The sequence below is a fragment of the Enterobacter sp. PP-008-ECC_S150 genome, assembly GCF_045257065.1.
GTDB classification, from domain to species: domain Bacteria; phylum Pseudomonadota; class Gammaproteobacteria; order Enterobacterales; family Enterobacteriaceae; genus Enterobacter; species Enterobacter chengduensis.
Map to the genome: position 1 here is coordinate 198,384 of NZ_JBJHHG010000004.1, position 12,738 is coordinate 211,121.

The following is a 12,738-nucleotide window of genomic DNA, read 5'->3' on the forward strand; positions in this document are numbered from 1 at the left end:
TGCCGTAACGCATGTTACGGCGTATTGTGTGTGAAATAGCTCTTTGACGGGAAAAATAAAAATTAATTAGCAGCTTTTTTAATGGCTGCCACAGCAGCTTTAAGAACACCTAAACCATCAATCTTGCCGTACAGCCCGGAGTCAATCACTTCGACCGGTTTATTCGGTAACAGTCGCTGAATTTCTGGCAACATATAGGCAATTTGCGGCCCCAGTAAAACAACATCGGCGGTCTGGCCTTTTTCGCCCGCCAGCGTCTCTGGAAACGCTTCAATCACCACGGGGACTTCATACTTTTCAGCCTGTGCACGCATCTTGGACACCAGAAGCGACGTTGACATGCCCGCTGAGCAGAACAGGTAGATATGTTTCTTTTCCATCGTAATTTCCCTCTTGTCTGACTACCTGCCATCGCGCTATCACTCGACTCGCTGTCCCGGCAGACAGGTAGCTTGCGTACTGTTGTTTATCGTTGGAGTGAGTATACGCAATGGTACAGACGGGGGATAATTCTGAACAGACTGAAATTGTCTCTCATTGACCTGGCTTGTTGACTCCCTTCACATTTCGGGCAAATAATTCGCGCAAAGAAATAAGATTTTATGATGCATAAAAAAACCGGCCCAAAGGCCGGTTAGTTAACATCCTCAGGCACGCAGGGTTACTGCGCCTTAGGTGCCTGCGGATCGGTGTCATATTCAGCACAGGTCTGGTAACCGGAGTTCATAACATGACCGGTATTATCCAGCGCGACAAAGTAGGTTTCTGCCTTACCATCACGTTGACCCAGGATATAGGTCTGGCAGGTCCCTTTCGCATGAATCATTGTTATTTCAGAAGAAGGTTTACCGGCGATCGCAGCCACCTGCGAACGGGTCATCCCTTTTTTGACGTCTTTTACGACGGGTTGGGTAAACTGATCCTTGGTGCGATCGTAAGCCGTACACCCTGCCAGCATAGTCAGTACCGCCGCTGCGCTAAGAATTCCTGCTACGTTCTTGTTCATATTCCGTCCTCTTGTTTATCAGCGTGTTATCTAAGCATGGGATAAAAAATACTATTGTTCAACTTTGCGAGTTCCGCCAGACGAATTTCGGAAAATTCTAATAAAACAACGATAACCTGCTAAATCGGCGCAAATTAGCGCACTCGAAACTGTGATCCTTGTCGTTTCTCGCCCAAAGGGTTAGTTTTAACAGCTAACACATTCTGTTTATGTACTGCATATGGAGGGCGTGATGGCTCTGCAACAAGAGATTATTCAGGCGCTGGGCGCGAAGCCCACGGTAGATGCACACGAAGAGATCCGCCGCAGCGTGGATTTTTTAAAATCGTACTTAAAAAAGAACGCTTTCCTGAAATCCCTGGTGCTGGGCATCAGCGGCGGCCAGGACTCCACCCTGACCGGTAAACTCTGCCAGATGGCAATTTCAGAGCTTCGCGAAGAGACGGGCGACGAGACGCTGCAGTTTATCGCCGTACGCCTTCCTTACGGCGTACAGGCGGACGAGCAGGATTGCCAGGATGCGATTGCCTTCATTCAGCCTGACCGCGTGCTCACCGTTAATATTAAAGGCTCAGTGTTGGCAAGCGAGCAGGCGCTTCGCGAAGCGGGCATTGAACTGAGCGATTTTGTTCGCGGCAACGAGAAAGCCCGCGAGCGCATGAAAGCGCAGTACAGCATCGCCGGGATGACCAAAGGCGTTGTGGTCGGTACCGACCATGCGGCAGAAGCAATCACCGGTTTCTTCACCAAATATGGCGACGGCGGCACCGACATTAACCCGATCTTCCGCCTGAACAAGCGTCAGGGTAAGCAGCTGCTTGCCGCGCTGGGCTGCCCTGAGCATCTGTATAAGAAAGCGCCGACAGCGGACCTTGAGGACGATCGCCCTTCCCTGCCGGATGAAGCGGCCCTTGGCGTCACCTACGACAACATTGATGATTATCTGGAAGGCAAAAAGCTGGATGAAGGCACCGCGAAGATCATCGAAGGCTGGTATCTGAAAACCGAGCACAAGCGCCACACGCCGATCACGGTGTTTGATGATTTTTGGAAATAAACGCAAAACGGTAACCCAGGTTACCGTTTTTTGTGTTTGCGCCCTCTCCCCTGGGAGAGGGTTGGGGTGAGGGCAACAGACCACACGATCTGGCCGGGTAAGGCGTCGCCGCCACCCGGCTCTTTTTTAACCACCACACACCTGCTACACTGTATGCCTGAACAGTATACGGAGTGATATGTGAGCAGGCGTCAATCCGCCCCGCGTCTTGAGTTTGAAGCGGCGGCTATCTATGAATATCCCGAGCACCTTCGCCCCTGGCTTGAGGCGCTGCCTAAACAGCCGGGCGTGTACATCTTTCACGGCGAAAGCGACACCCTGCCGCTCTATATCGGCAAGAGCGTGAACATTCGCAGCCGGGTGCTATCCCATCTTCGCACGCCGGACGAGGCCGCCATGCTGCGCCAGTCGCGACGGATTACCTGGTTCCAGACGGCGGGAGAAATGGGCGCGCTGTTGCTGGAAGCGCGGCTGATAAAAGAACAACAGCCGCTGTTCAACAAGCGCCTGCGCCGCAATCGTCAGCTCTGCTCCCTGCAGATAAACGAGGGCAAGCCGCAGGTCGTCTACGCGCGCGAGGTCGATTTTTCTCATGCCCCGAATCTCTACGGGCTGTTCGCCAACAAACGTGCCGCGCTTCAGGCGCTGCAGACCCTGGCGGACGAGCTGCAGCTTTGCTATAGCCTTTTGGGTTTAGAGGGCACCACGCGCGGGCGCGCCTGTTTCCGCTCCGCCCTGAAGCGCTGCGCCGGTGCCTGCTGCGGAAAAGAGAGCGTTGAGGCGCACCACGCCCGGCTCCTTGACGGTCTGGCGGCCATCAGCGTGAACTGCTGGCCCTGGGAAGGTGCCGTTGCGCTAAAAGAAGTGGGTGAGACGATGACCCAGTATCACATCGTCAACAACTGGCTCTGGCTGGGCGCTGTCGATGACATTAACGACGCGGCAACCCTGCTGCGCACGCCCGCCGGATTTGACCACGATGGCTACAAAATTCTCTGTAAACCGGTATTAGCCGGCAAGTTTGAGATCGTTGTGCTTAATGACCCGGCAGCCACGTGATTTCGCTGAACAATAAGGTGCCCTGAGACTCGAGCAGACGCAGCGTGTGGGTCCCCTCCTGCCAGCTGGCGCCCTGATCGGCCGTCAGCAATTTATCGCCCAGCTGCCACGCCCCGCTTAACACGAACACCACGCCCCCGCGTGAGCCAAGGGTGGTAAAGGTTCGGTCAGCAACCCGCACCTTTGCCTGGCAGCAGTCGCGCCGGGTCATGATGTTAAAGTCCATCGCCATCCGCCCATCCGACAGCAGCGCTTTGACCGGTAAATCACCGGCAAAACTGTAGGGCTGATGGTGCTTCAGGGTATGAAAGAACGCCTGACCGGCATCCAGCGTCACCTCCCCGCCTTCAAGTAGCGTAATCACCCGGTCGACGCCGGGAAAGGCGGAGAATTCGCCGTTGCTGGCGATAGTCGCGATACTGGCCCGCCAGTGAAAATCCCGCGTCGCGGGCGGAAAGCAGCAAATCTCACGCGTTTCACCCGCACCATTGCGCCAGAGGCTGACCGGCATCTTACGGATATCAAAGAACTCCATCACCACTCCTGAATGGCACTACCCGTGCCAGGGCAACGATATCGCTATCGTTGCTGTCTTGTTTGTTATCGTTAGGTAGCTACAGACACAGTATCGGCAGCAGAGCGGGCAGGCCTTAGCGGAACGTTAATAAAAATTCTAACGCCATGACTCTACACACATTCTCTGATGGGACTACAGGAGCATACCGCGCTGGCGGCGGCAGGCAAGAGGGTAGAAAAGAAAAACCGCCGGTCCTGTCCACAGCGTTTGCGCTTTTGTGGACAGGATCCCGGCGGTCTTAAGAGAGTGAACCGATTATTCGGTTGGTGCTGGCATTTTACCTTCCATCGCCGGACGTTCTGTCAGACGCTTCTCAAAATTCGCATTAAATTGTTTTTTCTGTTCCGGGGTCAGAACGTTGTAGATCTTGTTCTGGGTTTCCATGTGGGCCAGCATGCGGGCTTTATGCTGCTCGGCCATTTTGTCGATCTGCGCTTCGGCTTTCGCCTTGTCGAAGCTGTCGCTGGCGATGATGTCATGCATCGCACGACGCTCTTCCAGCGGCGGACGTTTCATCTGGTCGCGTTCGCCCTTACGGATGTCGCGGATCTGCTGTTTCTGCGCATCCGTCAGGTTGAGATCCTTAAACATCATCATCTCGTTGTGCATACCCGGGCCTTTATGATGCATCATCATTTTACCTTCAGCAGGCGCGGCAGTGGTGGTCGCAGTATCTGCGGCGAACGCCATGCTGGTAGCGCCCAGAGCCAGGGTAGAAGCAACAAACAGTGCAGTAAACTTACGCATAATTTATTTCCTTTCTTTCAGTTATTCTTCGGCGCTATGCCGTGTTGACGAGATTAACTTTACGGGGTTTATCGTCAATTAGTCAGAGCAACGGTAAAACAATGAAAGTGTAAAAAACAAATTTTCGCCAAATGTGGAGGAAATAAGGATAAAGCGTGGAGAGTTGCAACTAAAAATATTCAATGCGATGATTTTAAAGCGATTTAGCCGGAGTATAGCGAAGCGAAGGTGAATAATAAAGCAATTCACCAGGAATATTCTGCAAAACACGCGTAGGCGCTTAAATCGTTAAGAAAAATATTTAGCTTCCCCTCCCGGATGATGAGAGGGGAAAGGTTCAGGATATTTTTTCCAGCATCAGTCCGGCACGCAGGCCAAACGCCACGGAGGGGTTAGGGAATAAAACATACTCGGTGGTTTTCTGCACCTCGTACCGTTCATCACCATCCTCCGCCAGCAGCGCCCCTTTGCGAAACGGCGTGAAGTTCAGGGTATGGGCGGCCATGTGAAGCAGGAAGGCGTCGCTGCGCCGCGTGATCTGCTGTACAACCCGATACCGCTCAACGGGCTGATGCGCGTACTCGGGAGCGGTTCCGCCCAGCAGCGCCCGCAGGGCAAGATGCGTGGGCGCAAAGCGGGTGAGATCGTTTTGCCCAAACGGGAGCGCTTTTCCCAGCTCAAGCGTACAGGCCAGCGCGCCGAAGTTCTCGCAGGTAAAGTGGGTAAAGGTTCCGCCCGGAGACTGGTGGAACACCAGCGCCTCCAGCCCGGCGTCCCCCAGCCAGCTCAGGAAATCTTCCTCCCACGGCTGACTGCGCTGCGGCAGAACGCCGAAGCGGACATGGTAGGACGCGCGGATGGCCGTATGCAGATCCAGATGCCAGCGCGCGGGCCCCGCAGCGGCAAAAAACGCGGTTACCACATTCTCCAGCCACGCTGCCCGCGCCGTTTCGTCACTTTGCGGAAACTGCGCCCAGCGCCCGCCGAACATGCGGTTAAGGTCGCTGACCAGGTAGCGTTTGTTTTGCGCGAGCGCGGGCGGATTGCCGAGCACCACCAGCACGCGGCACGTCAGGGCAATCTCATTGCGGTACAGCGCGCGCAGCAGCAGATCGACAATCTCGACGGGTGCCGTTTCGTTCCCGTGGATGCCCGTTGAAAGCAGCAGCGAAAGATCGCTTTTTGCGCCCGGCGTCAGCTCAAGCACCCCGCGCCCCAGCCACCGCCAGCGAAAGGAGGGGCCCTCGCCCTCCTTCTGTTCCGGCGTCTCATCGGCCAGGGTCAGCGCCAGTAAGTTTTCCATATCCACTCCTTTAGCGCTGGAACGGATAAACCGATCCCAGCTGCAGGATTGTCGATAACGCGTCCAGCGCCTCGCGACCTTCACGCAGAAGCTGAGGGTCAACCAGATCGGCCTGCGTCAGGCGGTCGCGATAGTAGCGATCGACCCAGTCATTCAGCCGCATAAAGAGCGTATCGTTCATCATGACCGCCGGGTTCACCGCCTGCATCTCGTCCTGAGTTAACACCACGCGCAGACGTAAGCAGGCGGGCCCCCCGCCGTTGGCCATGCTTTCGCGCAGATCGAACACGCGCAGTTCATCAATCGGGTTATCGGCCTGCACCAGCTCCGTCAGGTAGCGCCAGACGCCCTGATGATCCCGGGACTCCTGCGGCAGGACCAGCATCATGCTGCCGTCGTCGCGGCTGAGCAGCTGGCTATTGAACAGATACGTTTCGACCGCGTCCTGCACGCTCACCGCCTCCGTTGGCACCTGAACTGGGGTAAAGCCGCGCACGCGCTCGTGCAGCGTGGCGAGCAGCTTGTCCTGGTGGGCAAACGCCTGCTCGTGGCAGAACAGCACCTGGCGGTTAGAGACGGCAATCACGTCGTTATGGAACACCCCCTGGTCGATCACATGCGGGTTCTGCTGGGCGAAAACCACCTGGGAAGGATTGACCTGGTTGAGGCGGGCAACCGCCTGGCTGGCCGCCAGCGTCTGACGTGCAGGATAGCGGGTTGGCGCGGCGTGGCCCCCCTCTTCTCGCCCGTAGATAAACAGCTGCAGCCCCGGCTCGCCATAATCGCCCCCCAGGCGGTTATGGTTGGCCGCGCCTTCGTCGCCAAACATCGCCACCTGCGGCAGGGCCTGATGCACCGCAAAATGGTCGTCATGGCTGAAAATGGCGCGCAGCACGCGCTCGGTGGTTTCCGCTTCGGTGGCGCGGTGGAATTTATTGTTCAGGTTCGCCACCGTCAGATGGACTTTGCCATCCAGCGTATCGGCTGACGGCGCAACGGTCGCGGCGTTTGCGACCCACATAGAGGAGGCCGAGCTTGCCGCCGAGAGCAGGTGCGGCGTCTGCGTACCCGCTTTTTCAACCACCTGCTCATCGGTGCCGCTAAAGCCGAGCTGACGCAGCACCGCCACGTTCGGGCGCTCCTGCGGCGGGATCACCGCCTGCGGAAAGCCGGCATCCGCCAGCGCCTTCATTTTCAATAGCCCCTGCTTCGCCGCCAGCTTCGGATTAGAGACCTGAAAGCGGTGCTTCGTCGAGGCTTCATTACCAAAAGAGAGACCGGCGTAGTGGTGGGTCAGCCCCACCAGCCCGTCAAAGTTGACTTCACACGCTTTCATGACGATCCCCTCCGGTAAAGTCCAGCCCCGGATTAAGCGTCTCCGGCAGCGTCAGCGCCGGGGTTTCCAGGCTCGCCATCGGCCACGCACAGTAATCGGCGGCATACCACGCGCTGGCGCGATGGTTGCCCGACGCGCCCACGCCGCCGAACGGCGCGGTGCTCGCGGCGCCGGTCAGCGGCTTATTCCAGTTGACAATCCCGGCGCGCGCTTCCAGCAGCAGTTGCTCAAACTTCTCGCGCTGCGGCGAAATCAGCCCGCTCGACAGGCCGTACCGGGTGTTATTGGCCATCGCAATGGCCGCATCAAAATCATCATAGCGCCAGACGCACAGCAGCGGGCCAAAGACCTCTTCATCCGGCACGCTGTTCGCACCGCTCATCTCGACGATGCCCGGCGTCAGCAGCGAGGTACCCGGCTGAACGGGCTTCGGCTCCAGCAGGGTTTTCGCGCCGCGCGCGACGTGGTCCTGCCAGGCCTTCAGCACGTTCTGCGCGGCCTGTTCGGAAATCAGCCCGCCGATAAACGGCTGCGGGTCAGCATCCCACGCGGCCGGCACCAGGCGCGCGCTCACCTCGACCAGACGCTTCAGGAAGGCATCTCCCTGCGCGCCCCGTTTCACCAGCAGGCGACGGGCGCAGGTGCAGCGCTGTCCGGCGGTAATAAAGGCGGACTGAATCGTCAGGTGCACCGCGGCGTCAATATCATCGGGATCTTCCACAATCAGCGGGTTGTTGCCGCCCATCTCCAGCGCCAGAATTTTCTCCGGCTGTCCCGCCAGCTGGCGGTGCAGCTGATAGCCCGTTCCGGCGCTGCCGGTAAACAGCAGGCCGTCGATATCGCTCAGGGCGCTCAGCGCCTGACCGGTTTCGCGCCCGCCCTGGACCAGGTTCAGCACGCCCGGCGGCAGGCCAGCCTGTTCCCACAGCTTCACCACCGCCTCGCCGGTTAATGGCGTGAGCTCGCTCGGTTTGAAGATGACGGTATTGCCCGCCAGCAGCGCGGGCACAATGTGGCCATTCGGCAGATGCCCCGGGAAGTTATACGGGCCAAATACCGCCAGCACGCCGTGCGGACGGTGACGCAGCGTGGCCGCGCCGTCCGGCATCTCGGTGTGCTGTTCGCCGGTGCGGGTGTGGTACGCCTTCACCGAAATGGCGATTTTGTTGATCATCGCCGCCACTTCGGTTGTCGCTTCCCAGCGCGGTTTACTGGTTTCAGACGCGATGATGCGCGTCAGTTCGGCCTTGTTGGCCTCCAGCAGCCCGGCAAACTTTTCAACAATGGCCTGACGCGCGGCGAAAGGCTGTTTTGCCCAGGCCGGAAACGCGCGGCGAGCGGCATGGCAGGCTTGTTCTACCTGCCCGGCGCTGGCGTCACGCCCCTTCCACAGAACCTCTTTTCCAACCGGATTGCTCTTTACGCGCTCTTCGCCTTCGCCCGTGACCCAGTCACCGTTAATCCATAATGTCATGCTGTTTTCTCCTCAGGGCAGAGACGCACCAGGCGAACCGTATCGCCGGCGTTACATTTCAGGGCATCCAGTTCTGCAGCCGTCAGGACCAGACGTTCACATTTCGGGTTAGTCCGCACCAGCATGGCGCGGAAGTTGGCGTAATTTTCGTTCGACACCAGACAGGCGGGCCAGTCGCCCGGCGCGGGCTGGCCTTCAGAGACCTCAACCAGACGGCTTTTACGAATGGCGCGAACGCGGTCGATATCGCACTCAAGCGTCGGCCCGCCGTCGAAAATGTCGACATAGTTGCGGTAGCGGAAGCCTTCTTTCTCCAGCACCGCGCGGGCAGGCGCGGTTTGCGGATGCACTTCGCCAATCACCGCCTGCGCTTCCGGGCTGAGGAAATGGGTATAGATAGGATGCTTCGGCATCAGTTCGGCGATAAAGGCTTTCTGCCCGGTGCCGCAGAGATAGTCCGCCCGGCTGAACTCCATCGAGAAGAAGCGCTCGCCCAGGCTCTCCCAGAACGGCGAGTAGCCGGTGTCGTCGATCACGCCGCGCATCTCGGCGACCACTTTCTCGTTAAAGCGGTCGCGGAAGGCGGCCATAAACATAAAGCGCGATTTGGAGAGCAGATAGCCGTTGCCCTCTTTGCGCCAAGCCGGGTCGAGGAACAGCGTGCACAGCTCGCTCGCCCCCGTGTGGTCATTACAGAGAAACAGCGTGGGCAGCGCGTTATAGACGTTCAGCTCTTTCGAGGCGTGAACCATGGTGCCGACGCGGTAGTTGTACCACGGGTCGTTAAGCCCGACGGCCACTTCGATGGCGCAGATCCCGGCCACGGTTCCCGTGTCGGTGTCTTCCAGCACGAACACATAGCCCTGTTCGCTTTTTGGCAACGTCCCCTGCCAGGTTTGCAGGGCGCGCTCAATGCGCGCCGACAGCGTTTTTTCATCGGCAGGAAGCGAGGTCAGCCCGCCTCCCGTCTTACCGGCAAGCTGCATGAGCCCGGCGAGATCGCCGCGCTCAACGGGACGGATGACCATCATGATGACACCCCGGACTTCACCTTTTCACACGCCAGCGCAAAACGGTCCAGGCCGGTTTGCACCTCTTCCTCGCTGACGATCAGCGCGGGCGCAAAACGCACCACGTTGGCACCGGCAATCAGCACCATTACGCCCACTTTTGCCGCTTCCTGTGAAATCAGTTTCGCTTTTCCGGCAAACTCGGCGGTGAGCTCACAGCCGATTAACAGCCCCAGGCCGCGAATCTCCTTGAACAGCCCGGTCTTGCCGTTGATGGCGTTCAGGCGCTCAACAAACCACTCGTGACGCTGCTTAACGCCCTTAAGCACCTCAGGCGTGTTGATGATGTCGAACACCTGTCCGGCCACGGCGGTCGCCAGCGGGTTGCCGCCGTAGGTGGTGCCGTGGGTGCCCACGGTCATCACGCTGGCGAATTTATCGGTGGTCAGCGTGGCGCCAATCGGGAAGCCGCCGCCCAGCGCTTTAGCGGTGGAAAGCACGTCCGGCGTCACGCCGTAGTGCATATAGGCATACAGCTCGCCGGTGCGGCCCACGCCGGTCTGCACTTCGTCGAAAATCAGGACCGCGTTGTGACGATCGCACAGCTCGCGCAGCCCCTGCAGGAAGGCTTTTTGCGCCGGAAGCACGCCGCCCTCGCCCTGCATAGGCTCGACGATCACCGCGCAGGTGGTGTCGTTAATCAGGTCGCTGGCGGACTGCAGATCGTTATAAACGCCGTGGCGAATATCCGGCGGCAGCGGGGCGAAATCCTGCGAGTAGGAGGGCTGGCCGCCCGCGCTGACGGTAAACAGCGTGCGGCCATGGAAGGCATTTTTAAACGCCACGATGCCGCTCTTGTGGGTTCCAAACTTATCGTGGGCATATTTGCGCGCCAGCTTCAGCGCCGCCTCGTTGGCTTCCGCCCCCGAGTTACAGAAAAAGACCTTCTCCGCAAACGTCGCGTCGATCAGCTTTTTCGCCAGGCGCAGCGCGGGTTCGTTGGTAAAGCCGTTGCCGGTATGCCAGAACTTCGCCGCCTGATCGTTTAGCGCCTGACGCAGCGCCGGGTGCGCATGGCCCAGCGCGTTAACCGCAATCCCACCGGCAAAGTCGATATACTCTTTACCCTGCTGATCCCACAGGCGCGAGCCTTCCCCACGAACCGGAATAAAAGCCGCCGGGGCGTAAACCGGCATCATCCATTCATCGAAATTTTCACGCGTAATTGACAGAGACATAGCGACCTCATCCGGTAAATAAAAAGTTATTTGAATGTTAAATAATTGAGTGTTTGCACTGTGAATGTAGATTGCAGACTTCGTGCCAGCCAGCGATAAAAATGCATAAACGGGTTGAGGTAACAGAATATCAACAAGTTACAACATGGAGTTATTCACTTTTAGTGCATAAAAAGTGAATATTTTTACGACAAGCGGCGCTTTGCCGCATGAAAATCAGAAAGAGTATGCAGAGGCCAAATATAATTCTGGAATTGTGATCGCTCGCGAAATTTATCGTCCATTTATGCTCCGTTTGGGGGCGAAGCGCGTCAGAATGGTGCAAATATTGCACCACCGGCATTATCTGTTGCAGTTATTGGCCATACCCGGTAACAGATGACGCAAATTCTGCTACCATCCTTGCACTATTCACCTTGCACTGGCAGCGACTATGAAATTTGTCTCTTTTAATATCAACGGCCTGCGTGCCCGCCCCCATCAGCTTGAAGCTATCGTTGAGCAACATCAGCCTGATGTGATCGGCCTGCAGGAGACAAAGGTTCACGACGACATGTTCCCCCTCGAAGAGGTGGCAAAACTCGGCTACAACGTCTTCTATCACGGACAAAAAGGTCACTATGGCGTCGCGCTGCTGACCAAAGAGACGCCGGTTTCCGTACGTCGCGGCTTCCCGGGCGACGGTGAAGAAGCGCAGCGCCGCATCATCATGGCGGAAGTGCCTTCCGCGCTTGGGAATATCACGGTGATTAACGGCTATTTCCCGCAGGGCGAGAGCCGTGACCACGAGACAAAATTCCCGGCCAAAGCGAAGTTTTATCAGGATCTGCAGAACTACCTGACCACCGAGCTCAAAAAGGAGAATCCGGTGCTGATCATGGGCGACATGAACATCAGCCCGACGGATCTCGATATCGGCATTGGCGAGGAGAACCGCAAGCGCTGGCTGCGCACCGGCAAATGCTCCTTCCTGCCGGAAGAGCGTGAGTGGATGGAGCGCCTGCTGGGCTGGGGCCTGGTGGATACGTTCCGCAATGCCAACCCGGAAACGCAGGACCGCTTCTCCTGGTTTGACTACCGCTCCAAAGGCTTTGACGACAACCGCGGCCTGCGTATCGACCTTCTGCTGGCCAGCTCGCCGCTGGCCGAGCGCTGCGTCGAAACCGGGATCGACTACGACATCCGCAGCATGGAAAAACCGTCTGACCACGCGCCGGTGTGGGCTAAATTCAAGCTGTAATGACGCGTGAACATTCGAAAAACACTCTTCCTGTGCGCCCTTCTGGGCGCATTTATTCTGACGTTTGTCATGCTTCCCCCGGACACGTTCTCCCTGGAAGGGATTAAAGCGCACCAGCAGGCACTCCTCTCCCATGTTGACCACGCGCCACTGCAAAGCGCGCTGATCTTTTTTGCGCTCTATGCGGCGGTTTCCGCCCTGTCGATTCCCGGCGCGGCGATCCTCACCCTGCTGGGCGGGGCGTTATTTCCCCTGTGGGAAGGCACCGTGCTGGTGTCGTTTGCCTCCACGCTTGGGGCCACGCTGGCGATGCTTGCCAGCCGCTACCTGCTGCGCGACGGTGTCCAGCGGCGGTTTGCCCAGCAGATGAAAACGGTCAATGCCGGTATGGCGCGTGACGGCACGGGCTATCTTTTCGCCCTGCGCCTGATGCCGCTGTTCCCGTTTTTCCTGGTGAATTTACTGATGGGCCTCACCCGCATTAGCGTATACCGCTACTGGTGGGTCAGCCAGGTCGCCATGCTGCCCGCCACGGTTGTCTTTCTCAACGCAGGGCGCGAGCTGGGGAAGGTGTCATCGCTGCGCGATATTTTGTCGCCGGGCATGGTATTCGCCTTTACACTACTGGGGTTATTGCCGCTGGCTACGCGCTGGCTCTTTTCCCGTTACACCTCTTCGTTCAAAAAGTGAG

General features: G+C 57.9%; 13 protein-coding genes. 4 read left to right on the plus strand and 9 right to left on the minus strand.

The window, feature by feature from the left end; translation table 11 throughout:
- Positions 1–62: 62 nt before the first annotated feature.
- Together chbB and osmE are read right to left on the minus strand one after the other, a co-directional pair.
- Complete coding sequence (chbB, locus tag ACJBF3_RS07090; protein WP_008500676.1) at positions 63–380, minus strand: PTS N,N'-diacetylchitobiose transporter subunit IIB; 318 nt, start codon at positions 378–380, stop codon at positions 63–65.
- 281 nt (positions 381–661) lie between these two features.
- Positions 662–1,006 (minus strand): osmotically-inducible lipoprotein OsmE, encoded by a 345-nt coding sequence (gene osmE / locus ACJBF3_RS07095; RefSeq protein WP_032639844.1) that lies wholly within the window; start codon positions 1,004–1,006, stop codon positions 662–664.
- 232 nt (positions 1,007–1,238) lie between these two features.
- Here osmE and nadE point away from each other — a divergent pair, with 232 nt between their 5' ends.
- Both nadE and cho read left to right on the plus strand, forming a co-directional pair.
- Positions 1,239–2,063 carry an ammonia-dependent NAD(+) synthetase gene (gene nadE, locus ACJBF3_RS07100; protein ID WP_047716216.1) on the plus strand — a complete coding sequence of 275 codons (825 nt, stop codon included), beginning with the start codon at positions 1,239–1,241 and terminating at the stop codon, positions 2,061–2,063.
- Positions 2,064–2,243: 180 nt separating this feature from the next.
- Entirely contained in the window at positions 2,244–3,122 is an 879-nt protein-coding gene (cho, locus tag ACJBF3_RS07105; protein ID WP_045327039.1) for an excinuclease Cho, read from the plus strand.
- Here the strand turns inward: cho and ves are convergent.
- The 7 genes from ves to ACJBF3_RS07140 form a co-directional block, all read right to left on the minus strand.
- Positions 3,100–3,657: an environmental stress-induced protein Ves gene (gene ves, locus ACJBF3_RS07110; RefSeq protein WP_045327038.1), complete on the minus strand. Its 558-nt coding sequence runs from the start codon at positions 3,655–3,657 to the stop codon at positions 3,100–3,102. The genes cho and ves overlap by 23 nt on opposite strands.
- A gap of 297 nt (positions 3,658–3,954) precedes the next feature.
- Positions 3,955–4,446, minus strand: a complete 492-nt coding sequence (gene spy, locus ACJBF3_RS07115) for an ATP-independent periplasmic protein-refolding chaperone Spy (RefSeq protein ID WP_045327037.1) — start codon at positions 4,444–4,446, stop codon at positions 3,955–3,957.
- A 337-nt stretch (positions 4,447–4,783) separates the two neighbouring features.
- The gene (gene astE / locus ACJBF3_RS07120; RefSeq protein WP_045327036.1) at positions 4,784–5,749 is read right to left on the minus strand and encodes a succinylglutamate desuccinylase; all 966 of its coding nucleotides are present in this window, start codon (positions 5,747–5,749) and stop codon (positions 4,784–4,786) included.
- 10 nt (positions 5,750–5,759) lie between these two features.
- Positions 5,760–7,085, minus strand: coding sequence for an N-succinylarginine dihydrolase (gene astB / locus ACJBF3_RS07125; protein WP_045327035.1), 1,326 nt, complete (start codon positions 7,083–7,085; stop codon positions 5,760–5,762).
- The gene (gene astD / locus ACJBF3_RS07130; RefSeq protein ID WP_045327034.1) at positions 7,072–8,559 is read right to left on the minus strand and encodes a succinylglutamate-semialdehyde dehydrogenase; all 1,488 of its coding nucleotides are present in this window, start codon (positions 8,557–8,559) and stop codon (positions 7,072–7,074) included. The genes astB and astD overlap by 14 nt, the downstream gene beginning before the upstream one ends.
- Positions 8,556–9,590, minus strand: a complete 1,035-nt coding sequence (astA, locus tag ACJBF3_RS07135) for an arginine N-succinyltransferase (protein ID WP_023311275.1) — start codon at positions 9,588–9,590, stop codon at positions 8,556–8,558. The genes astD and astA overlap by 4 nt, the downstream gene beginning before the upstream one ends.
- The gene (locus tag ACJBF3_RS07140) at positions 9,587–10,807 is read right to left on the minus strand and encodes an aspartate aminotransferase family protein (protein ID WP_045327033.1); all 1,221 of its coding nucleotides are present in this window, start codon (positions 10,805–10,807) and stop codon (positions 9,587–9,589) included. The genes astA and ACJBF3_RS07140 overlap by 4 nt, the downstream gene beginning before the upstream one ends.
- 433 nt (positions 10,808–11,240) lie before the next feature.
- Here ACJBF3_RS07140 and xthA point away from each other — a divergent pair, with 433 nt between their 5' ends.
- Entirely contained in the window at positions 11,241–12,047 is an 807-nt protein-coding gene (gene xthA / locus ACJBF3_RS07145; RefSeq protein ID WP_045327032.1) for an exodeoxyribonuclease III, read from the plus strand.
- 6 nt (positions 12,048–12,053) lie between these two features.
- Complete coding sequence (locus ACJBF3_RS07150) at positions 12,054–12,737, plus strand: TVP38/TMEM64 family protein (protein ID WP_045327031.1); 684 nt, start codon at positions 12,054–12,056, stop codon at positions 12,735–12,737.
- The last annotated feature ends 1 nt before the right edge of the window (position 12,738 follow it).